Source organism: Aliiroseovarius sediminis (genome assembly GCF_022678485.1).
Taxonomy (GTDB): Bacteria; Pseudomonadota; Alphaproteobacteria; order Rhodobacterales; family Rhodobacteraceae; genus Aliiroseovarius; species Aliiroseovarius sediminis.
In genome coordinates this window covers 184,666-205,871 of the sequence record NZ_JALBYP010000026.1, presented here as the reverse complement: position 1 = coordinate 205,871, position 21,206 = coordinate 184,666, and the positions used below count along the sequence as shown (strand labels likewise).

Here is a 21,206-nt window from a genome sequence, read left to right as displayed (position 1 = left end):
CGATGGGATTGGTGCGACTTGTCATTTTCGGGTTTATTGGGTTGAGCATCGTCTATGTTCTGGTCAGCCTGTATTCCCGGTCCGTGCGGCTGGAAAAGCTGGAAGATCAATGGGCCGAAGAACACCCTGACGGCAACGAAACCGACCGCGAAGCGTGGTTGCATCAGGGAATGGAGGATTACAAGAAAAGCTTCCGACCCAAGTTGATCCTGCTGGTCTATGTCATCCCTGCGTTGTTCGTTTTGCTGGCGATTTTTCTAATTAACTGAGGTTCCCCATGCGTCGTTTTCGTATCATCATCCGCAGTCTGATCTTCGTGATCCTGTTTGGCGTGCTGCATTATGTGCTACCGCAGCATGACGTGGTGCGGGTCGTGAATACCTATCAAGAGCGGCAGGACCTTGGGGACTGGACGCGCATTTTCTGGTCAAAGCCCGATGATCAATCCGCGACTCTGATCAATCGGGATGTCCAGTTCATCCAGACTGTTAAGAAAAAGACCTTCCTTCTGGGCTTCATTCAGCGAGACGCGGAAGAGGTCATGGTGTACCGCAACGAAGACACCGGTTGGGGCTGGCCCTTCTATTTCAAGTTCGACACCGCCAATTTGCAGACCGAGGCGGACGACCTTCGATCTACGCCGGAAAATCCCAAATGGGCGGTGATGACCCATTACGGCTGGCGCAACGAGCTGATTTCGGCCTTCCCCAACGCGATCGCGATCCGCCAGGTTGCCAGCCCGGATGTGATAATCATCCCGTGGTTCAACATCCTGTTTTTCCTTGTTGTGGCGATCATCATCGGCTTTGTGCGCGCAATTTGGCGACAGTTTCGCGAACGCTCGATTGATCCGGCCCTGGAGGATGCAGGCGAGGCGTGGGATGCGGTAGACGCCCGCGCAGACGATGCGCGCGGCCGGTTTTCGCGCTGGCTGGGGTCGTGGCGCGGGAAGTGACGCAACAAAAAAGCGCTGCGCGGGTGATCCGACGCGGCGCTTTTCATTGAAGGTTAGATCATTCGCCGTAGGGCACCCAGATCGTCTTGACCTCGGTCGCATGGGCTAGAAATTCGCGGCCTTCGCCTGCTGCCCCGAACCAGTCCCGCGCATTCGCATTGTTGACCCAAGTGCGCTTCAGGTTGCCCGCGCTTTCGTCTTCCACAATGGCTGAAATGTCCGAACCAGACTGCGCCCAAACCGCATCGACGCCAAGATGGCCTGCCAAGGGCGACGCAAGTTCTGCGTGACTGCCGGTGACGATGTTCACCACACCTGCGGGCACGTCTGATGTGTCGAGCACCTGATAAAAATCCGTGGCCGCCAACGGAAACGGCTCACTTGCCGCCAGCACCACGCGGTTGCCCATAGCGATCGCCGGGGCCATCAGGGACACCAGCCCAAACAAGGGTGCGTCGTCTGGGCAGAACCCGCCGATCACGCCGACAGGTTCGTTCATCGCCAGCGCGACGCCACGCATTGGGATGGGCTTGGCGGCACCATCGTACTTGTCCGCCCAAGCGGCATAGGTGAACAGGCGGCTGACGGCGGCGGCGACTTCTTTCGCGCCGTTTCGTCCCCCCATCATTGTGTCAATGCGCGCGGCGAACTCATCCGCGCGGGCCGACAGGTTTTCGCCGATGTAATACAGGATCTGCGCACGCAGGTGACCGGTGGTCTTGGACCACCCAGCCGCTGCATGCGCTGCTTCAACGGCATTGCGAATGTCTTTGCGGTTTGCCACGCCGACATGGCCCAGAAGGTCGCCCTGTTTGGACCAGACCGCTTGGCTATAGCCACCATCGGGCCGCACCTGTTTGCCACCGATATAGAACTTCGCGGTGCGGTCGAGCGCGTCGACTTTCGCCTCTTTCGGGGCGGGAAAGGCAGCGATGGGCTTCAATGACTGCGCTTTGCCGCGTGGCTTGGTATAGGCCAGCAGCCCTTCCCAGCCGCCTTCGCGCCCAAACCCGCTTTCGCGCACACCACCGAACCCAGCAGCAGCGTCAAACATATTCGTGCCGTTCACCCAAACCACGCCCGCCGCCAGCTTTGGCGCGATGTCGAGGGTCAGGTTCACATTCTCGCTCCACACTGTGGCCGCCAGCCCGTAACGGGTGTTGTTGGCAATCTCGACCGCTTCCGCCGGTGTGCGGAAGGTGGTGGCGACCAGCACAGGGCCGAAGATTTCTTCCTGCATGAGCATCGAGGCAGACGACAGGCCGGTGATCAGGGTCGGCGGATAGAAGCAGCCAGCGTTTGGAACCGAGCTAGGGGCTTGGTAAAGCTCGCCGTCGCCCGCGCCCGCATCGACCAGTTCAGTGATGCGCTTGTGCTGAACCGGGTCCACCACCGCGCCCACGTCGATGGATTTGTCCAGCGGGTCGCCCATGCGCAGCTTGTCCATCCGCGCTTTCAGCTTGGCATAGAAGCGGTCGGCGATGCTTTCCTGCACGATCAGGCGCGAACCCGCGCAGCAGACCTGACCTTGGTTGAACCAGATCGCGTCCACCAGACCTTCGACGGCTGAATCCAGATCGGCGTCGTCAAAGACGATGTAGGGCGACTTGCCCCCAAGCTCCAACGTCAGCGATTTGCCGGATCCAGCGGTTTCACGGCGGATGACGCGGCCCACCTCGGTCGAGCCGGTGAAGGCGATCTTGTCGACCTCTTCATGCGTCACGATGGCCTCGCCCACGCGCCCATCGCCGGTGACGATGTTGACGACGCCTTTGGGCAAACCTGCTTCGCCGCAGATTTGCGCGAACAGAAGGGCGGTCAGTGATGTGTATTCGGCGGGCTTCAAAACCACCGTATTGCCCATCGCAATCGCAGGCGCGATTTTCCACGACAGCATGAGAAGCGGGAAGTTCCACGGGATGATCTGACCGCAAACGCCAAGCGCCTCTCGATCCGGTAGCTCGGAATCTTGCAACTGCGCCATGCCCGCGTGGTAATAGAAATGGCGCGCGACCAGTGGAATGTCGATGTCGCGGCTTTCGCGGATCGGCTTGCCATTGTCGAGCGTTTCCAGCACCGCAAACAGCCGCGAGTGCTTTTGCACCAGACGCGCGAGCGCATAGAGGTATTTCGCGCGTTCGTGTCCCGTCAGCGCCGCCCATTCGCGCTGCGCCTTGCGCGCAGCGGTCACTGCGGCGTCCACGTCGTCGGGGGTGGCCTGCGTGACCCGCGCCAACACGTCTCCCGTTGCCGGGTTTTTGCTGTCAAACGTGTCGCCGACAGCGGTCATCTTGCCCCCGATATAAAGGCCAAACTGGCCGTCGCGTTCGGCAATCCACGCCAGCGCCTCTTTCGCGCTTTCGGGGGCGGGGCCGTAATCCATGGTCTCGAAGATTTCTTTCACGGTCATGTCTAAGTCCTCAGCCCATCGGGTGGCGGTAGGTGGCCGAATAATGGCCGGTCACATGGTGTTCCAACTGGCGTTCAATGTCGCCCAGAAGCGAGCTGGCGCCGAAGCGGAACAGGTCAGGTGTCAGCCAGTCATCGCCCAGTTCTTCCTTGATCAGCGCCAGATAGATGAGCGCGTCCTTGGCCTTGGAAATACCGCCTGCTGGTTTGTAGCCGACCTGATATCCGGTCGCTTCGTAGTAATCGCGGATTGCGCGGATCATTACCAAACTGACGGGCAGGGTCGCGTTCACGCTTTCCTTGCCGGTCGAGGTCTTTATGAAGTCAGCACCCGCCATCATGCACACAAGTGATGCGCGCGCCACATTGCGCAAGCTGCCCAGCTCTCCGGTCGCCAGAATGGCTTTTACATGCGCATCGCCACAGGCCTCGCGGAAGTCGCGCATTTCGTCATAAAGCGCCTGCCAGTTGCCGGTCAGCACATGGCGGCGGGAAATCACAATGTCGATCTCTGATGCCCCGGCGCGCACGCTTTCGCGGATTTCCTCGACACGCAGGTGATAGGGGCTCAGACCCGCCGGAAACCCGGTCGAAACGGCGGCGACGGGCACGTTCACCCCTAGATTGTTCAGCACCTCAACAGCGGGTTGGATCATGTCGTGATAGACGCAGACGGCTCCCGTTGTGATGTCATCTACACCAAGCGCCTCTAGCAGATCGCCCCGCACGGGACGGGCGGCTTTGGCGCACAGGCGGCGGACCCGTCCGGCCGTGTCGTCACCGGAAAGAGTGGTCAGGTCGATCATGGTAATCGCTTTAAGAAGCCACGCCGCCTGATAGTCTTTCTTGACGCTGCGCCGCCCCGGCAAGGTCGCGCAACGGCGTTCGATGGCCGAGGTGTTGGCCTGCACGGCGCGCACCCAATCCATGTCTAGTTCCATGCCCGGATTGCGGGCCTGGGTCACTTGCGGCAACTGCGCGTTGTCCCGATCCGCCGCAGGGGTTCGGGCTGATGTATGTTCGCTTTGCACGGGTATCCCTCGGGTTGGTCCTGTGGCTTGATGTTACGTAACGTTCGCACGCGTGCCCTGGATTGGCAATATTGCTGGGACGGCAAGCAGCCGGTCGGGTTTTTGCGGCACAACGACGAAAATCGACGTCATTTTAACGACATTTCGGGCGCCTGGCGGCGATATGGGTTTCCTTTTTGTTGAAAAAACGATCGAAGCGCAAGCGGTTGTCTCTGCCGATAATATGCGCTTAGGATGCAGTACTGGTGAACGCTGGGGCCGAGTCCCCGGGAAGCATGCGCGCTTCGTCAAAAGCGTTACCTCCGAATATCTGACAAGGGAGATCCTTAATGAACATCACAATTAAAGCCGCCTTACTTGGCACCGCATTCGCGCTGGCCAGCCCGGCTCTGGCTGCAGGCACGCACCCGGAAACGGGCGAAGCATTGGCCGACGACCAGACCTATACCTATCGTAACTTGGATGACATCAAGTCGTTTGACCCGCAAATCAATACCGACGTTGAAGGTTCACACGTTCTACGGGACCTGTTTGAAGGTCTTGTGAGTTCGGATCCAAAAGGGGAACCCGTCCCCGGTGCCGCCGAAGGCTGGGAGGTGTCGGAAGACGGTCTGACCTATACATTCAGCTTGCGCGATGCGAAGTGGTCGAATGGTGACCCTGTCACCGCAGGCGATTTCGTTTACGCATGGCGTCGTCTGGCAGACCCGGCAACCGCATCCGAATACGCTTGGTATGTGGAGTTGATGGGGGTCGAGAATGCATCGAAGGTTGTGGCGGGCGAAGCAGCACCTGACGCGCTGGGTGTGACTGCGATTGATGATAAGACGCTTGAGGTCAAGATTGACGATCCGCGTCCCTACTTCCCCAGTATGCTGACCCATGCGTCGACCTTCCCCGTCAATCAGAAGGTGATCGAAGAGCATGGCAACAACTGGACCAAACCCGGTAATCTGGTGGGCAACGGTGCCTATGTTCTGACCGATTACGTGCCCGGCGTGAAAATCGTGCGCGAGCGGAACGACATGTACTGGAACAACGACGAAACGATCCTTGAAAAGGTCGTCGCGCTGGTCATCAATGATGAAAACATTGCGCTGACACGATATGATGCAGGTGAAGTCGATAAGACCGAGGTTCCCGCAGGTCAGTATCCCGCCCTGAAGGAAAAACTGCCGGACGAGACATATTCGACGCCGCGGTCGTGTTCGTATATCTATATGTTCAACCTGCGTGAAAACGGCCCGGAGGCTTTGAAGGACGTGCGGGTTCGCAAGGCGCTGTCCTACGCTTTGAATCGGGACGTGATCGTGGATAGCATCCTGAAAGGCGGTCAGTATCCGTCCTATAACTGGACGCACCAGAAAACCGCCGGGTTCGAGATGCCGGATATCGACTACGCCAACTGGACCCAAGCAGAGCGTATGGCGAAGGCCAAGGAACTGCTGGAAGAAGCAGGCTATGGCCCCGGTGGCAAGCCGCTTGAGCTGACGTTGAACTATAACACGTCCGAAGCTCACAAAAAGATCGCCATTGCTGCGTCCCAGATGTGGAAGCAAGCGTTGGGCGCCCAGATCACGCTGGCCAACTTCGAATGGAAAGTGCACCTGGATAAAATGCGCAACGGTGATTTCGGCATGGCGCGCTATGCGTGGTGCGGAGATTATAACGAGCCGTCGACCTATACTGACCTGTTCACCTCGACCTCGGGTCACAACAACGGCAAATATTCCAACCCAGAATACGACACGTTGGCGAAAGCTGCGAAGACGTCCGATAACCCCGCCGAGGAATACAAGCAGATGGAGCAAATCCTGGCCGAAGACATGCCAATCGTTCCGGTGTATCAATACACAAACGTGATCATGGTCAAACCGGACGTGAAGGGATATCCGTTTGATGATCTGATGAACAACATCTATTCCCGCCGGATGTACAAAGTGGCTGAATAAGCCAGAACTGTTCAAACCTAAACGGGGCTGGCCCGGGCAACCGGGCCGCCCAGCCAACAGCGGGGCTTTCAAATGCTGGGTTTTGTTCTTCGTCGCATCGCGATGGCCGTTCCAGTCATCCTGATCCTGATCATCTTCTCGTTCGTGCTGATGCGCGCCGCCCCCGGTGGCCCGTTCACCAAAGAACGCGCGCTGCCGCCGGTGGTGCTGGAAAACATCAACGCCAAATATGGGCTTGATGATCCGCTCTTGGTGCAGATCGGCACCTATCTGAAAAACATCATCTTCCATTTCGATTTCGGACCAAGCTTCGTTTATCAGGACCGGACGGTGAACCAGATCATTGCCGACGGGTTTCCGGTGACTTTGACCTATGGCTTCTGGGCCTTTGTCCTTGCAGTTCTGATCGGTGGTGCGCTTGGGATCGCGGCGGCGTTGAAGCAAAACACTTGGATGGATTATCTGGCTGTTGGATTTTCCATTGGCGCGCAGGCGTTACCGAACTTCATCATGGCACCGATTCTGGTGCTGGTGTTCACTCTGTGGCTAAGCTGGCTGCCCGGTGGCGGCTGGTGGGGCGGGCCGGGGGACCCCAATTCCTATACCTCGTATCTGGTGATGCCGGTGATCGCGCTGGCGACGTCCTATCTGGCGTCGATTGCGCGGCTGACGCGATCTTCGATGCTGGAGGTTTTGAACTCCAACTTTATCCGCACCGCGCGGGCCAAGGGCCTGCCGGACCGGACCATCGTGCTGAAACATACGCTGAAACCTGCTTTGATCCCCGTGATCTCGTATCTTGGACCGGCTTTTGTCGGCATGATAACCGGCTCGGTTGTGGTGGATATGTTCCTGTCGACGGGCGGTATCGGCAAGGATTTCGTACAGGCTGCGCTGAACCGCGACTATTCCGTGATCATGGGCATCACGATCTTGGTCGGGATGCTGACGATCCTTTTCAACTTGCTGGTTGATGTGCTTTACGCATGGATCGACCCGCGGATCAGGTACTGAGGGCACGCGCATGACACATGTTACGAACGTCGAAACTGCCGAAGTCGTCAAAGGCCGTTCACTGTGGCAAGACGCACGCGTGCGGTTCTTTCGCAACAAGGCAGCCGTCGCGTCGATGATCATCCTGATCCTTGTCTCGCTGTTTGCGCTGTTCGGCGGGATGCTGACACCGTGGTCGAACGAGGAAATCGACTGGAACCTGATGGGCGACGTGCGCACGCTTGGCGGGCCATCGTTCGAGACAAAGCACTATTTCGGGCTGGACCCGCTGGGCCGCGATTTGTTCGCGCGGGTGGTACAGGGCACGCAAATCTCGCTGATGATCGGGATTGTCGGCGCGCTGATTTCCGTCGTTGTCGGTACGCTTTACGGCGCAACGGCTGGTTTCATTGGGGGGCGGCTGGACAACATCATGATGCGGATCGTCGATATCCTGATGGCGATCCCGTATATGTTCGTTCTGATTCTTTTGTTGGTGGTCTTTGGACGGTCGATCTTCATGCTGTTTGTTGGCATCGGGCTGATCTCGTGGCTGGACATGGCGCGGATTGCGCGGGGCCAAACCCTGTCGATCAAGAACAAGGAATTCGTCGAAGCGGCTATCGCCACTGGCGTTTCAACGCCGAAGATCATCATCCGACACATCGTTCCGAACTTGCTGGGCGTGGTCATCGTCTATGCGACGCTTCTGGTGCCTTCGATGATCATGTTCGAAAGCTTCATCTCGTTCCTTGGGCTGGGGGTTCAGGAACCCCTGACCAGTTGGGGGGCACTGATCAACGAAGGGGCAGGGCAGATGCGCTATGGCACCCTGTGGATGCTGGGCTTCCCGCTGTTCTTCTTCTTGATCTCACTGTTTGCTTTCTTTTTCTTTGGTGACGGCCTGCGCGACGCGCTGGACCCGAAAGACCGCTAGGGGTTTTGCGACATGGCACTTCTTGAAGTTCGTGAACTGAGCGTCCAGTTCGACACCCCTGATGGCACCGTGACCGCGGTGGACCGGATCAGTTTCGACCTGACCGCGGGGGAAACGCTGGGCGTTGTGGGGGAAAGCGGGTCGGGCAAAAGCCAGACCGTCTTTGCCATCATGGGCCTTCTGGCCCGCAACGGTAAGGCAACGGGTTCGGTAAAATTGGCTGGGGAAGAGATTCTGAATATCTCGACCAGCAAGCTGAACAAGATCCGGGCCGAGAAGATCGCGATGATCTTCCAAGACCCGATGACCTGCCTGAACCCGTTCATGCGCGTGTCGGATCAGATGGCCGAGGTGCTGACCCACCACAAGGGCCTTTCGAAATCCGAAGCGACACGACAAGCCGTCGACATGCTGGACGCCGTGCGCATTCCCGAGGCGAAGAAGCGCGTAACCATGTTCCCGCACGAGTTTTCCGGCGGGATGCGGCAGCGCGTAATGATTGCCATGTCGCTTCTTTGCAAGCCGGATATCCTGATTGCGGACGAACCGACGACCGCGTTGGACGTGACGGTTCAGGCACAGATCATGAAGTTGCTTGAAGACCTGCAAAAGGACTTCGGCATGTCGATCATCCTGATTACCCACGACCTTGGCGTTGTTGCCGGATCGTGCAAGGAAACGCTGGTCATGTACGGCGGACAGCAGATGGAATACGGCACCACCGAGGGCCTGTTCGAGATGCCAACCCACCCCTATACGATGGGGCTTCTGAAGGCGGTTCCCCGCCTTGACCTTGACAGCCCACGCTTGGCGACCATCGCAGGCAGCCCGCCCAATATGATGAACATGCCGATCGGCTGCCCGTTTTCGCCCCGCTGTGAATTTGCAATTGAAGACTGCGCCACGATCCGCCCGACCCTGAACGGTGTTGCCGGACGCAAGGTGCGCCGCCGTGCCTGCATAAGACCCCTGGAGGAGCTTGTATGAACGCCCCGTCCCCTTTGCTGTCCGTCCGTGATCTTAAAGTCTGGTTCGATATCAAGCCCAAGGGCGCGATGCCGTGGACCGCGCCCGACAAGCTGAAAGCTGTCGATGGCGTGGATTTTGACCTGATGCCGGGCGAAACTCTTGGTATCGTGGGCGAAAGCGGCTGTGGAAAGTCCACGCTGGCCCGCGCGATAATGCGCATGGTTCCGTCCGAAGGTGGCACTGTTCTATGGCTGGGTGACGATCTGTTGTCGTTGACCAAGAACGGTATGCGTGCGCATCGCAAAGAAATGCAGATGATCTTTCAAGACCCTCTGGCATCGTTGAACCCGCGCATGACCATCGGCCAGATCGTAGCCGAGCCGCTTAAGACTCATTTCCCCAACACGCCCGCGTCCGAAGTCAAGGACCGCGTGCGCGAGGTGCTGGACCGCGTCGGCATCCTGCCCAACATGATCAACCGCTATCCGCACGAGTTTTCCGGCGGGCAGTGTCAGCGGATCGGGATTGCGCGGGCGCTGATCGTCAAGCCGCAGTTAATTATCTGCGACGAACCCGTATCGGCATTGGACGTGTCCATTCAAGCGCAGGTGATCAACCTGCTGATGGACATTCAGGAAGAAATGGGGTTGAGCCTTATTTTCATTGCGCATGACCTGTCGGTGGTCAAGCACATCTCGACCCGTGTGATGGTGCTGTATCTGGGTAATGTGGTTGAGATCAGCGAATCTGATCAACTTTATCGCGCACCTGGCCATCCCTATACGCAGGCGCTGATCTCGGCGGTTCCGATCCCGGACCCCAAGGCCCATGCCGAGAACGAGGTGATGCTGCTGGACGCCGACCTGCCATCACCGCTGGACCCGCCATCGGGTTGCGTCTTCCGCACCCGTTGCCCTTTGGCAGAACCGGTTTGCGCTGAAATCAAACCTCCGCTGACCGATCGTGGCAAGGGGCAGCAAGTGGCCTGTCACGTCATTTGACGTGAGAAATTGCCGTAATGACTGACCAAAACCCCGGCGCGTGTCGGGGTTTTGTTAATTGGGGGTGGCGGTAAAGCCGATTTCATCGAGCTTGATCAATATGGCCTCGGTCGAAAGGCCCGACACTTCGATGGTGCGGGCTGTCATGTCGAAGGTCACGCGATCAGCGCCAGCTTGGGTCAACGCCTCGGTGATGGATGCTTTGCAATGCCCGCAGTTCATATCTGGTATGTGAAACGTACTCATTGGGATCCCCTTTCATGTAATACCTCGTATCTAATGCATAATCATGGCACGATCAGGCCGCAAGCATGACAATGTGCGTCTTAAGAACATCGGCAGACGGTCCTGACTTCCAGTGACTAGCGCGCTTATGTCTGCTGTGGCACGATGCCAGGGGTCCAAATAGCCGTGCCAACCAATTTGCCCTTAATCTTGAGAAACTGCCGTACGCTTCTAGTCTTGTAGAAGGATCAGTCGCCTGCCAGTGCATATGTGAAACCGATCGCGGACGAGCATTTGCGCAAGTTCGAAGCTAACATTGTCTACCTGGTCGCAAGGCGTGACACCTTGTCCAATCTGGTGCAGGCTTGTTCCGGCGACGGTCGGCCGGATTGTCCAATTTTGAAAGGTATGGAACACGCCGATCACCCCACCCGCAAAGCTTGAGGCACATCAAGGACGCGGGCCGCGCACAAGCGCAAAAAGATGCAGGAGGAGTTATCGGCTCGCCCCACCGGCGAGCCTGCGTGCAAAGGACCGTAACGAATGGATAAAAGCCCCCTTAGCCCCCTGTTTGATCCGCGTTCGATCGTGGTGTTCGGGGCCAGCCCCTCGGGCCGTTCGGTCGGTGCGTTGGCCTATGCCAATCTGGTGGCAGGCGATTTTTCGGGGCCGGTTATTCCGATCAATCCGAAACATCAAAAGATCGACGGCGTGGAATGTCACAAAAGCATCAAGACCGTGACGCAGGATATCGACCTTGCGGTGATCGCAACGCCTGCCCGTACGGTGCCAGCTATCATGCGCGATTGCGCGGCGGCGGGAGTGAAAACGGCGATTGTCCTGTCTGACGGGTTCGGCAAACGCGATCCCAAAGGCCGCGATTATGAAGCCCGCGTCATAACCGAGGCCCGAAAGGGCGGCATTCGCTTTCTTGGACCCAACAGCGTTGGTCTTGTGCGCCCGTGGCTTGGGCTGAATGCGTCTTTCTTACGTTCGAACACGCCGAAAGGGCGGTTGGCAATGGTGTCGCAATCCGGGGCGCTGGCCTCGGCCATTGCCGATTGGGCGGGCCCGCACCATTCCGGGTTTTCCGCGATGGTATCGCTGGGCAACTCGCTGGATGTCGATATTGGGGATACGCTGGATTATCTGGTGAATGACCCGAAAACCGACGCGATCCTGCTGTATATTGAGGGCTTGAAAGATGCGCCCGGCTTCATGTCCGCAATGCGTCGGGCTGCACGGCTTAAGCCTGTGATCGTGCTGAAATCTGGGCGCCACACGGACAGCGCGAAGGCCGCACACACGCATACCGGTGCCCTGATCGGCTCGGACGAGGTGGTGGACGCCGCACTTGAACGCATGGGCGCCGTGCGGGTCAACACGCTGGGCCAGCTGTTTGCGGCCGCAGAGTTGTTGGCGAATATCAAGAAAACCTCGGGTGATCGGCTGTGCATAATCACCAATGGCGGTGGGGCAGGTGTGCTGGCAGCTGATCGCGCGCGCGATTTGGGGCTGGGACTGCCGGCGCTGACTGACGCGACCCGCAAGATTTTGGACAAGATCCTGCCCGAGTGTTGGAGCCATGAAAACCCCGTAGATATTCTGGGTGACGCAACGCCGGAAGATTACGGCGCCACCGTCAAGGCCGCGATTGCCGACCCCGAGGTCGACGGCGTGCTGGTGCTGCTGACCCCACAGGCGCTGACCGAGCCCACCGAAGCTGCCAAGGCCGTCAAGGCGGCGCTGCCCCGGCGCAACCGAAAGCCTGTTCTGGCCTGCTGGATGGGCGAAGATATGGTCGCCGAAGGCCGCGTGCTTCTGTCTGCCGCCGGTGTTTCTGTGTTTGAAACGCCCGAACGCGCGGTCGAGGGATTCTCATACCTCGCCCAACACCATCGCAACCGGCAGCTGTCGCTGGAAGTGCCACGTGCCCGCGCGTTTGAGGATGGGCTTGATCTGGACGGCGCCCGGATGATCATCGCAAACGCACTGGCTGGTGGGCGCGTGCGGCTGTCGGATACAGAAAGCAAGGCTCTGCTAAGCGCCTTCAACATCCCCGTCAACCTGACGATCGAGGCGCATTCGGCAAATGACGCGCTGGTTGCCGCCGAAACGGTGGGCTTTCCGGTTGCGATGAAAATCTCGTCGCCAGATGTGACGCACAAGACGGATGTCGGTGGCGTGAAAATCAACGTCACCGATGCCGCGTCAGTCACGCGCTGTTTCCACGATATTGTGCAGAATGTTCGCAAGGCGCAGCCGGATGCCCAGATTTCGGGCGTGACCGTTGAGGCCATGTCTCACCTGCGTCAAGCCCGCGAGCTTGTGATCGGGGCGAGCCGCGACGCGGTGTTCGGCCCCACGATCCTGTTTGGCGCGGGCGGCACTTTGGTCGAGGTCATAAAGGATAGCGCGGTTGCCTTGCCGCCCCTGAACGCGGTTCTGTCGGAACGGCTGATAGACCGCACGCGGGTTTCGAAGGCGCTGGACAATTTTCGGGATTATGAACCCGCCGACAAGGCGGCGGTCGTGGATGTTCTGAAGCGTGTGTCGATCATCGTCAGCGAACTGCCCGAGATTACCGAGCTTGACATAAACCCTCTTTTCGCTGGACCGGACGGGGTGTTAGCGGTGGATGCACGGATCGCGATTGCGCGCCCACCGTCGATTGATGGGCGCTATGATCACATGGCGATCCATCCCTATCCGCGCCACCTGAAGCGTCAGACCTATCTGCGCGATGGCACACCCCTGACCATTCGTCCCATTCGCCCTGAGGATGCCGAAAACGAAAAACGCTTCATGCGCGAGCTGTCGGACGAGGCCAAAAAAATGCGCTTCATGGGGTCGGTGAACGAGCTAAGCCCCGAGCTTTTGGCGCAGTTCACGCAGATCGACTATCGCCGTGAAATGGCGCTTGTCGCGATGGCCGAGATTGATGGCGCTTGGCTTCAGGTGGGCGTCGCGCGCTATGTGATCAACCCTGATTGGAAAAGCTGCGAGTTCGCCATCGTCGTGTCCGACCGCATCCAGAAACAGGGCTTGGGCACGATTCTGATGAAAGCTTTGATCAAGGCCGCGCAGGATCATGGTTTGCACGTAATCGAAGGCACTGTGCTGCGCAAAAATACCCCCATGCTGCATTTGATGAAGGATCTGGGCTTCACCCAACGTCCCGACCCCGACGACCGCGATGTCGTGATCGTTGAACGCGAGATCTGAGTTACAGGAGAGGAGACCGGATGCTATCCATCATATCGCACCCCGAATGCCGTGACCACGACGCAGGCCCCATGCACCCGGAGAGCAAGGCCCGGCTGGATGCGATCAACAATCAGTTGATTATGTCCGGCATGGATTACGTTGTGCGCCACCGCGACGCGCCGCTGGTTGAACGTGCGCAGTTGGAGCGGGTGCATGACGCCGATTACCTTGATCGCGTCTATGCGCTGGCACCAGGGCAGGGGATGGATAGCGTCGAGGTTGATGGCGACACCGTGATGAGCCCCGGCACCCTGCGCGCGGCCGAACGTGCCGCCGGTGCGGGCGTTCTGGGTGTCGACTTGGTGATGGCGAAAGAAGCCAACCCCATCTTTTGCATGGTTCGTCCGCCTGGCCACCATGCTGAACGCGACAAGGCAATGGGGTTTTGCCTGTTTAACAACATCGCAGTTGCAGCGGCGCACGCGCTGGATGGGCATGGGTTGCCACGGGTGGCGGTGATCGACTTCGATGTGCATCACGGCAACGGCACCGAGGATATTTTCAAAGCCGACAAGCGTGTGTTGTTCTGTTCCAGCTTCCAACATCCGTTCTATCCCTTCACGGGGCACGAGAAGGAAAACGACAACCTTGTCGATATCCCCCTGTCAGCCGGTGCCGGCAGTGCCGAATTTCGCGAGGCCGTCAGCGCCCATTGGTTGCCTCGTCTCAAGGCGTTCAAGCCCGAGTTCATTTTCATCTCGGCCGGTTTTGATGCGCATGTGGCTGACGATATGTCTAGCGTTCAACTGATTGATGCCGATTACCAATGGGTCACGCGCGAGCTGAAAAAGGTTGCTGAGGAATTTGCGCAAGGTCGCATCGTCTCGATGCTGGAAGGTGGATATGAACCGGACGTGCTGGCGCGCTCGGTCGTCAAGCATCTGGATGTACTGCTGGATTAATCGAACCGTGCGGGCGAAAGCGACGCGACGGTTTCCGTGTCCAACCCAAGCTGGGTGCCGGCGACAATATCGGCCAGCAATTGCGACGCTGCGGGGCTGGTTTGGAACCCATATCCACCCTGACCGGCGCACCACAGGAAATCAGGGTCGGTGGGTGCAGGGCCGATAACAAGGCTTCGGTCGGGCGAAAAGCTGCGCAGGCCGGCCCAGTTCGCGGTCAGGCGCGTCACCGGCTCTGTCACCATCGCCTCGTATCGCGCAAGACCTTCGGCCAGCACCATGTCATCCGCCCATGCGTCATGTGGATCAACGGGGTCAGCATCGGCTGGCGACACAATCAGGGCGCCCGCATCGGGCTTGGCATACCAGCTTTCACCGGCCCCCATAAACAAGGGCCACCTAGACACATCGACGCCACCCGGCGCAGGGATGCGCGCCATCGACCGGCGATAGGGCTGAATGCCAATCGGAGTGATTCCCGCCAGCGTGGCCACCTGATCGGCCCAGGCGCCCGCCGCATTCACCAGCTTTTTGGCCGTGAAACTGCCTTTGGCGGTCGTGACCTGCCACCCGTCCGGGTTGCGCGTGATTTTCTGCGCGGTGGCACCAGTGATGATCTGCCCATTCGCGCGGATTTCGCGGGCGAAGTTCTGGATCAGTCGGTCGGTATCGATATCCCAAGCATCCTCGTGATACCCCGCACCGATCAGCGCATTGGTGTTCAGAATCGGCACCAACGCGATCGCTTCGCTCGCGGATAACGGGGTCAGATTCATGTTCGTCATGTCATCCGCCAGTGCGCCTTCCTGACCTTTGCCCGCAACCATCATAAAACCACGAGGGCTAAGCACCCCGCCATTCGCCGTTTCGTGATACGTTCGTGAGGCGCGGTTCAGTTCGATAACGCTGGGCGCACCATAGCTTTCTTCGAACAATGCGGCCGACCGGCCCGAAGCGTGATAGGCAAGCGCGTCCTCAGCCTCGATCAACGTGACGCGGCCAAGATGGGAAAGCCGCGCGCCTGCTGATACACCTGCGATACCACCCCCTATGACGATAAAATCATCCATTTGCGAACCCTCCATGCTCTGCCGTTGCCGGAACATTTGCACGGGAAGGGTGAAAGTGAAAGAGCGTCGGGAATGAGGCGGTTTTACAAAAAAGACCCCGCCCGAAGGCGAGGTCCGTTCGTCTTGATTTATCCGTCGATCAGTTGGACGGAATTTCGCCGGTCAAGCCTTCGACAAAGAATTCCATTGTCAGCAGATCTTCGTCGCTGGCGGTTTCGCCCTCAGCCAGCCAAGGGGTGCCGTCCTGCTTGTTGATCGGGCCGGTGAAGGCATGCAACTCGCCCGAGCCGACACGGTCGCGCAGGTCTTCGGCCTCTTTGGTCAGGTCTTCGGGCAGGCCGGTGATTTCGCCGATCTCGACCATACCGTCACCGATGCCCTGCCAGACGTCATGGCTTTCCCAAGTGCCATCCATCACAGCCTGAACGCGGTCAATGTAATATGGACCCCAGTTGTCGATGATCGAGGTCACACGCGGGCGCGGCTTATATTCCGCCATATCCGATGCCTGACCGAAGGTGATCACGTTGCCAGCCTTTTCAGCGGCGGCTTGCGGCGCGGTGGAATCGGTGTGCTGCAAGATCACGTCGGCACCCTGTTCAAGAAGTGCTTGGGCCGCATCAGCCTCTTTCGACGGATCGAACCACGTGTAGGCCCAGATGATGCTGAATTCGACATCGGGGTTGACCTTTTGGGCGGCCAGATAGGTCGCGTTGATGCCGCGAATAACCTCGGGAATTGGGAACGCAGCGATATAACCGATTTTGTTGGTCTTGGTCATCTTGCCGGCAATGTGGCCCATGACCACACGGCCTTCATAGAAGCGGGCAGAATAGGTCGACAGGTTCTCGGCGCGCTTGTAGCCGGTGGCGTGTTCAAATTTCACGTCCGGAAACTTTTCGGCGACTGCAACGGTTGGGTCCATGAACCCGAACGAGGTCGTGAAGATCAGATCCGCGCCGGACAGCGCCATCTGTGTGATCGCGCGTTCGGCATCTGCGCCTTCAGGCACGCTTTCCTGGTAGACGGTTTCGACCTTGTCGCCGAAATGCTCTTCGACGGCCAGCCGGGCCTGGTTGTGTTCATAGGTATAGCCGCCGTCGCCAATCGGCCCGACGTAGATGAAGCCGACCTTGGTCTTGTCTTGGGCCATGGCCGCGCCGGACAAGCCGGTTGCCAGGGCCGCGCTGGCCAAAAGTGTTTTTACTGCACGCATATCATTCTCCCTTGATGGTTTTAGCAGATTTTGGTGTGTCCGTAGTGTTCGGGGCGTTGGCGTTGCCACCATCCGCGCCCTGATGCGTCTGTTTTTGGGCGTTGGTTTCGCGGTCCAGAAGTGCGGCTGTCACGATGACCCACGGCGCCCCGATCCCGAAGACCCCGATGAACAGAACGAAAGTGGTGAAGAACTCGCCGCCCCCCATTTCGGCAAGCATATCATCATAGCTACCGGTCGTGAAGCCAGCCAAGGCCCGCCACAAGCTGTTGGAAATTGACGCGGTAGTACAAAGCGCGATAGCGAAGGCCGCGACGAGCATCAACTTATCCCTGCCCCCACCGACATTCACACGGGCGAGCGTATTCTGAGAGTTAAGAGTGTGTAGCATTCCGACCTTGTTCATCAGTGGCCCCTAGTGGGTTGCATGGAATATCCTTCCAAGTGACCCGGGCGCGCCGTGGCTGCCTCGTAGTGAGATAATGACAAGGACAAGAATTGTCACGACGTAGGGGCTTATTGCCAAGATGTCGACGGGGATCGCAGCTCCGGCGGCTTGCAGGTTCAACTGCAAAACGGTGATACCGCCAAACAGATAGGCGCCCAGCAACACGCGCCATGGTCGCCAGCTTGCAAACACGACGATGGCAAGGGCGATCCAACCGGCACCGGCGGTCATGCCTTCGACCCATTGCGGCACGCGTACAAGGCTGACATACGCGCCGCCCAGCCCTGCGCAGGCGCCGCCGAACGCAATGGCCAGTAGACGCACGTGCACCACTTTATAGCCAAGCGCGTGAGCGGCGTCGTGATTTTCCCCGACACCGCGCAGGATCAGACCGGCGCGGGTGCGGGTCAGCACGAACCATGTGGCCGCAACGATGATCAGGCTGACATAAACCATGGGATCATGACGAAACAGGATCGGTCCCAGCACCGGAATATCGCCAAGGACAGGGATGTCCAGCCTGGCGAGGCTCGGCGCTTTTACCCCCTCATATGGCTTGCCAATCAGCGATGACAGGCCCAACCCGAACAGTGTCAGGGCAAGACCGGTGGCGACCTGATTTGACATCAGATACAGCACCAATACCCCGAACAGCAGCGACAGCGCAGCTCCGGCCAAGGCGGCGCCAACAAAGCCGACCGCGGGGTTTCCGGTGTTGACGCTGATGGCAAAACCCACCACCGCGCCGGTGATCATCATGCCTTCGACCCCAAGGTTCAGAACGCCTGATTTTTCAACCACTGCTTCGCCAATGGCAGCCAGCAGGATCGGCGTCGCTGCAACCATCAGCGATGCAAGCAGAAGAAGCGGATTGATTTGTCCAAGGTCCATGATCAGGCTCCTGTTGCTAGGCTGGCAAGGGCTTGCAGCATTGGAATGCAGAGCCCGCCGATAAATCCTGCGATAAAAATATGACGAATAAGGCGGCTTTGAGGTTGGTTGTCGCGCGCAGCGTCCTGTTCTAGCGTCCGCCCTTTTCGCCGGATGACCAGCCGCCAAAATCCCGTGACCGCGCCAAAGAGCAATAGTTCAAGGCAGGCATAGATCAGACTCAGAACAACCAGCGGCCAGAGCAATTGAATATTCAGTGCGATGAAACCAATTGCGTTACCCATCAGAAACCCAAAGACAAGGGCTAGGCTCGCTAAGATCCACTCTAGGTACGACAATTTTACCCCGACGTTCTCAGCCATGCTCAGCCCTCTACCGTCGCAGCGGTTTTGTTAAAACGGATGCGGTAATGGGACAGCACATCCATCGCCAGAAGGAAGAACAACAGCATCCCCTGAAACATCTGGATTGCGGCGGCGGGCAGGGTCAGCATCAGCTGCGCCAGTTCACCTCCGATATAGGTCAGTGCCATCAACAAGCCGGCCAGTAGAATGCCGATGGGGTGCAAGCGGCCCAGAAATGCCACGATAATCGCGGTAAACCCGTATCCCGAATTAAAGTCGATCGAGATTTGGCCCGCCGGACCCGACACCTCGAACAGACCCGCAAGCCCGGCCAGTGCGCCAGACGTGCCAAGGCAGAACAGGATCACCACAGATGGTTTGACGCCCGCAAACCGGGCGGCGCGCGGAGCCTGTCCGGTCAGGCGAACCTGGAAGCCCAGTATGTGGCGGGTTAGCAAAATATAGGTGAAAATCACTGCAACAAACGCTGCCGCTACGCCCCAGTGCATGCCGGTGCCGCCGATGATTTCGGCGTTATAAGCGGCGGGGAAGTCGCGGAAATTACGCGAGCCGGGGAAGCCCATGCCTTCGGGGTTCTTCAAAAGTCCCTGACTGACCGAGGCCAGTAGGTTCTCGGCCACATAGACAAGCATCAGGCTGACAAGAATTTCGTTGGTGCCGAACTTCACCTTTAACAAGCCCGGGATCATCGCCCAAGCCCAGCCGCCGATCGCACCAGCCAACACCATAGCGGGGAAAATCAGCAAACTTTCCGATGGATAGAACGCAAGACCCACACCAGCCCCACAGATTGCGCCCATGATATACTGGCCCTCGGCGCCGATATTCCAGATGCCGGCGCGAAAGCCAAGGCTTAGCCCGATCGCGATCAGGATAAGTGGCGCGGCTTTGACCAGAAGCTGCGGGCGGGAATAGGGGCCGAATGTCTCGTGAAACAAAGGGTCCCAGAAGATTGTGCGGATCGCCTCGATTGGATCCTTCCCCAGCATCCAGAACATGATGCCGCCCGCGACCATGGTTGCGATCACTGCAAGGATCGGTGTGACCCCGGCCCAGAATTTCGATGGCTGAGGACGTTTTTCCAGATGAATCATGCTGCTGTTTCCCCATGCACGCCGCCCATCATCAGGCCGATCGTTTCAACATCCAGACCCTGTGTCGGGACAGGATCGGCCAGACGGCCTTCATTCAATGCCGTGAAACGGTCGGCGACCTCCATCAATTCGTCCAGATCCTGACTGATCACCACGACGGCTGCCCCGTTTTGGGCCAAATCAAGAAGCGATTGCCGGATCGCCGCCGCCGCCGAGGCATCGACGCCCCAAGTCGGCTGGTTCACCACCAAAACCTCGGGTCGTTGTAACACTTCGCGCCCAATGACGAACTTTTGCAGATTGCCGCCAGACAACGAGCCTGCCGTATTGTCAGGGCCGGGGGTGCGGACGTCGAAATCTTGTATGATCTTGCGGGCAAACCGTTCGGCGCGCCGCCAACGCAGAAACCCGCGTTTGACAAGGTTTTCGCGCACGGCCCCGGTCAGAAGGGCGTTTTCAACCAAGCTCATCTCGGGCGCGGCGGAGTGGCCCAGCCGTTCTTCGGGCGCAGTCAGAAGTCCACGCGCGCGACGAGCATTGGGGGACAGGGTGGCGATATCGTCACCCGACAAGGTGATCGTGCCAGTTTGTGCGCGCCCTTCGCCGGATAGCACGGCCAGCAACTCGTCCTGCCCATTGCCCGCGACACCGCCGACGCCCAGAACTTCGCCTTTGCGGACCTCAAGGTTGATGTCGCGCAGGTTGGTGCCAAACTCGTTCGGCGATGACATCGACACGCCCGCCATCGACAAGGCGACCGGCCCTAGATCGGCTGCGGCGCGGCTGGGCACATGCAAGGTCCCGCCGACCATCATTTCGGCCAATTGGCGGGCCGAGCGTTCGCGGGGATCGCAGGTGTCGACCACCTTTCCCAACCGCAGAACAGTGGCGTGTTCGCACAGCGACCTGATTTCTTCCAACTTGTGCGAAATATACAGAATTGCGGTGCCTTCGGCGGTCAGCTTGCGCAGGGTTTTGAACAGGATATCAACCTCTTGCGGGGTCAGAACCGAAGTTGGTTCATCCATGATCAGAAGCTTGGGGTCTTGAAGAAGGCAGCGTACGATCTCGACCCGTTGGCGTTCTCCGGCGGACAATTCGCCCACCACCCGGTCGGGGTCCAGCGGCAGGCCGTAGGCTTGGCTGACCTCGCGGATCTGCGCCGACAGTTTGCGCCGATGGGGCGGGTCGTCCATCCCAAGCGAGATATTTTCCGCCACTGACAGGGCGTCGAACAGGTTGAAGTGCTGAAACACCATCGTCACCCCCGACCCACGCGCAGCGGCGGGGTTGGCGGGGGCAAAGTCTTCACCCCTAAGTATCATCTGGCCTGCGTCAGGTTTGACGAGGCCATAGATCATCTTGACCAGTGTCGATTTCCCAGCCCCGTTTTCCCCAAGCAAGGCGTGAACCTCGCCGGGTAGGATGGAAAATGAAACTTGGTCGTTGGCCACGACACCGGGATAGGCTTTTGTCATCCC

General features: G+C 58.7%; 20 protein-coding genes. 10 read left to right on the top strand and 10 right to left on the bottom strand.

What is annotated here, in order from left to right:
* Positions 1 to 2 precede the first annotated feature (2 nt).
* Both MN186_RS07460 and MN186_RS07455 read left to right on the top strand, forming a co-directional pair.
* Positions 3 to 269 (top strand): hypothetical protein, encoded by a 267-nt coding sequence (locus MN186_RS07460; RefSeq protein ID WP_242113744.1) that lies wholly within the window; start codon positions 3 to 5, stop codon positions 267 to 269.
* An 8-nt stretch (positions 270 to 277) separates the two neighbouring features.
* A complete protein-coding gene (locus tag MN186_RS07455) occupies positions 278 to 955 on the top strand; it encodes a DUF1523 family protein (RefSeq protein ID WP_242113743.1) in 678 nt (225 codons plus the stop codon).
* Positions 956 to 1,013: 58 nt separating this feature from the next.
* Here the strand turns inward: MN186_RS07455 and MN186_RS07450 are convergent, their stop codons facing one another.
* Both MN186_RS07450 and deoC read right to left on the bottom strand, forming a co-directional pair.
* Complete coding sequence (locus MN186_RS07450) at positions 1,014 to 3,365, bottom strand: aldehyde dehydrogenase family protein (protein ID WP_242113742.1); 2,352 nt, start codon at positions 3,363 to 3,365, stop codon at positions 1,014 to 1,016.
* A gap of 10 nt (positions 3,366 to 3,375) precedes the next feature.
* Positions 3,376 to 4,305 (bottom strand): deoxyribose-phosphate aldolase, encoded by a 930-nt coding sequence (gene deoC / locus MN186_RS07445; RefSeq protein WP_420838908.1) that lies wholly within the window; start codon positions 4,303 to 4,305, stop codon positions 3,376 to 3,378.
* 142 nt (positions 4,306 to 4,447) lie between these two features.
* Between deoC and MN186_RS07440 the strand changes: the two genes are divergently transcribed.
* The 6 genes from MN186_RS07440 (at position 4,448) to MN186_RS07415 (ending at position 10,247) form a co-directional block, all read left to right on the top strand.
* A complete protein-coding gene (locus MN186_RS07440; protein ID WP_242113741.1) occupies positions 4,448 to 4,741 on the top strand; it encodes a hypothetical protein in 294 nt (97 codons plus the stop codon).
* Positions 4,725 to 6,347: a peptide ABC transporter substrate-binding protein gene (locus tag MN186_RS07435; protein WP_242113740.1), complete on the top strand. Its 1,623-nt coding sequence runs from the start codon at positions 4,725 to 4,727 to the stop codon at positions 6,345 to 6,347. Before MN186_RS07440 ends, MN186_RS07435 begins: the two co-directional genes overlap by 17 nt.
* Positions 6,348 to 6,419: 72 nt before the next feature.
* Positions 6,420 to 7,361 carry an oligopeptide ABC transporter permease OppB gene (gene oppB / locus MN186_RS07430; protein WP_242113739.1) on the top strand — a complete coding sequence of 314 codons (942 nt, stop codon included), beginning with the start codon at positions 6,420 to 6,422 and terminating at the stop codon, positions 7,359 to 7,361.
* Positions 7,362 to 7,371: 10 nt separating this feature from the next.
* Positions 7,372 to 8,277, top strand: a complete 906-nt coding sequence (locus tag MN186_RS07425; protein WP_242113738.1) for an ABC transporter permease subunit — start codon at positions 7,372 to 7,374, stop codon at positions 8,275 to 8,277.
* Between the two features lie 12 nt (positions 8,278 to 8,289).
* Positions 8,290 to 9,264: an oligopeptide/dipeptide ABC transporter ATP-binding protein gene (locus tag MN186_RS07420; RefSeq protein ID WP_242113737.1), complete on the top strand. Its 975-nt coding sequence runs from the start codon at positions 8,290 to 8,292 to the stop codon at positions 9,262 to 9,264.
* Positions 9,261 to 10,247: an oligopeptide/dipeptide ABC transporter ATP-binding protein gene (locus tag MN186_RS07415; RefSeq protein WP_242113736.1), complete on the top strand. Its 987-nt coding sequence runs from the start codon at positions 9,261 to 9,263 to the stop codon at positions 10,245 to 10,247. The genes MN186_RS07420 and MN186_RS07415 overlap by 4 nt, the downstream gene beginning before the upstream one ends.
* A 54-nt stretch (positions 10,248 to 10,301) precedes the next feature.
* Here the strand turns inward: MN186_RS07415 and MN186_RS07410 are convergent, their stop codons facing one another.
* Positions 10,302 to 10,493, bottom strand: coding sequence for a heavy-metal-associated domain-containing protein (locus MN186_RS07410; RefSeq protein WP_242113735.1), 192 nt, complete (start codon positions 10,491 to 10,493; stop codon positions 10,302 to 10,304).
* A 522-nt stretch (positions 10,494 to 11,015) separates the two neighbouring features.
* On the opposite strand from MN186_RS07410, the gene MN186_RS07405 reads away from it, so the two are divergent.
* Both MN186_RS07405 and MN186_RS07400 read left to right on the top strand, forming a co-directional pair.
* Positions 11,016 to 13,697, top strand: coding sequence for a bifunctional acetate--CoA ligase family protein/GNAT family N-acetyltransferase (locus tag MN186_RS07405; RefSeq protein WP_242113734.1), 2,682 nt, complete (start codon positions 11,016 to 11,018; stop codon positions 13,695 to 13,697).
* A gap of 20 nt (positions 13,698 to 13,717) precedes the next feature.
* Positions 13,718 to 14,641: a histone deacetylase family protein gene (locus MN186_RS07400; RefSeq protein ID WP_242113733.1), complete on the top strand. Its 924-nt coding sequence runs from the start codon at positions 13,718 to 13,720 to the stop codon at positions 14,639 to 14,641.
* On the opposite strand, the gene MN186_RS07395 is transcribed toward MN186_RS07400, so the two are convergent.
* From MN186_RS07395 to MN186_RS07365, 7 genes are all read right to left on the bottom strand, one after another.
* Positions 14,638 to 15,711: an NAD(P)/FAD-dependent oxidoreductase gene (locus tag MN186_RS07395; RefSeq protein WP_242113732.1), complete on the bottom strand. Its 1,074-nt coding sequence runs from the start codon at positions 15,709 to 15,711 to the stop codon at positions 14,638 to 14,640. The two genes, MN186_RS07400 and MN186_RS07395, sit on opposite strands and share 4 nt — an antisense overlap.
* 139 nt (positions 15,712 to 15,850) lie before the next feature.
* Complete coding sequence (locus MN186_RS07390; protein WP_242113731.1) at positions 15,851 to 16,927, bottom strand: BMP family ABC transporter substrate-binding protein; 1,077 nt, start codon at positions 16,925 to 16,927, stop codon at positions 15,851 to 15,853.
* Between the two features lies 1 nt (position 16,928).
* The gene (locus tag MN186_RS07385; RefSeq protein ID WP_242113730.1) at positions 16,929 to 17,333 is read right to left on the bottom strand and encodes a hypothetical protein; all 405 of its coding nucleotides are present in this window, start codon (positions 17,331 to 17,333) and stop codon (positions 16,929 to 16,931) included.
* A 9-nt stretch (positions 17,334 to 17,342) separates the two neighbouring features.
* A complete protein-coding gene (locus tag MN186_RS07380; protein ID WP_242113729.1) occupies positions 17,343 to 18,266 on the bottom strand; it encodes an ABC transporter permease in 924 nt (307 codons plus the stop codon).
* A gap of 2 nt (positions 18,267 to 18,268) precedes the next feature.
* Positions 18,269 to 18,628, bottom strand: a complete 360-nt coding sequence (locus MN186_RS07375) for a hypothetical protein (RefSeq protein ID WP_242113728.1) — start codon at positions 18,626 to 18,628, stop codon at positions 18,269 to 18,271.
* A gap of 2 nt (positions 18,629 to 18,630) precedes the next feature.
* A complete protein-coding gene (locus MN186_RS07370; RefSeq protein WP_242113727.1) occupies positions 18,631 to 19,725 on the bottom strand; it encodes an ABC transporter permease in 1,095 nt (364 codons plus the stop codon).
* Complete coding sequence (locus MN186_RS07365; RefSeq protein WP_242113901.1) at positions 19,722 to 21,203, bottom strand: ABC transporter ATP-binding protein; 1,482 nt, start codon at positions 21,201 to 21,203, stop codon at positions 19,722 to 19,724. The genes MN186_RS07370 and MN186_RS07365 overlap by 4 nt, the downstream gene beginning before the upstream one ends.
* Positions 21,204 to 21,206 lie beyond the last annotated feature (3 nt).

Coding starts and splice junctions, on each gene's coding strand:
- MN186_RS07460 (WP_242113744.1), top strand. CDS start 3: ATGGGATTGGTGCGACTTGTCATTTTCGGGTTTATTGGGTTGAGCATC.
- MN186_RS07455 (WP_242113743.1), top strand. CDS start 278: ATGCGTCGTTTTCGTATCATCATCCGCAGTCTGATCTTCGTGATCCTG.
- MN186_RS07450 (WP_242113742.1), bottom strand. CDS start 3,365: ATGACCGTGAAAGAAATCTTCGAGACCATGGATTACGGCCCCGCCCCC.
- deoC (WP_420838908.1), bottom strand. CDS start 4,305: ATGGAACTAGACATGGATTGGGTGCGCGCCGTGCAGGCCAACACCTCG.
- MN186_RS07435 (WP_242113740.1), top strand. CDS start 4,725: ATGAACATCACAATTAAAGCCGCCTTACTTGGCACCGCATTCGCGCTG.
- oppB (WP_242113739.1), top strand. CDS start 6,420: ATGCTGGGTTTTGTTCTTCGTCGCATCGCGATGGCCGTTCCAGTCATC.
- MN186_RS07425 (WP_242113738.1), top strand. CDS start 7,372: ATGACACATGTTACGAACGTCGAAACTGCCGAAGTCGTCAAAGGCCGT.
- MN186_RS07420 (WP_242113737.1), top strand. CDS start 8,290: ATGGCACTTCTTGAAGTTCGTGAACTGAGCGTCCAGTTCGACACCCCT.
- MN186_RS07415 (WP_242113736.1), top strand. CDS start 9,261: ATGAACGCCCCGTCCCCTTTGCTGTCCGTCCGTGATCTTAAAGTCTGG.
- MN186_RS07410 (WP_242113735.1), bottom strand. CDS start 10,493: ATGAGTACGTTTCACATACCAGATATGAACTGCGGGCATTGCAAAGCA.
- MN186_RS07405 (WP_242113734.1), top strand. CDS start 11,016: ATGGATAAAAGCCCCCTTAGCCCCCTGTTTGATCCGCGTTCGATCGTG.
- MN186_RS07400 (WP_242113733.1), top strand. CDS start 13,718: ATGCTATCCATCATATCGCACCCCGAATGCCGTGACCACGACGCAGGC.
- MN186_RS07395 (WP_242113732.1), bottom strand. CDS start 15,711: ATGGATGATTTTATCGTCATAGGGGGTGGTATCGCAGGTGTATCAGCA.
- MN186_RS07390 (WP_242113731.1), bottom strand. CDS start 16,927: ATGCGTGCAGTAAAAACACTTTTGGCCAGCGCGGCCCTGGCAACCGGC.
- MN186_RS07385 (WP_242113730.1), bottom strand. CDS start 17,333: ATGAACAAGGTCGGAATGCTACACACTCTTAACTCTCAGAATACGCTC.
- MN186_RS07380 (WP_242113729.1), bottom strand. CDS start 18,266: ATGGACCTTGGACAAATCAATCCGCTTCTTCTGCTTGCATCGCTGATG.
- MN186_RS07375 (WP_242113728.1), bottom strand. CDS start 18,628: ATGGCTGAGAACGTCGGGGTAAAATTGTCGTACCTAGAGTGGATCTTA.
- MN186_RS07370 (WP_242113727.1), bottom strand. CDS start 19,725: ATGATTCATCTGGAAAAACGTCCTCAGCCATCGAAATTCTGGGCCGGG.
- MN186_RS07365 (WP_242113901.1), bottom strand. CDS start 21,203: ATGACAAAAGCCTATCCCGGTGTCGTGGCCAACGACCAAGTTTCATTT.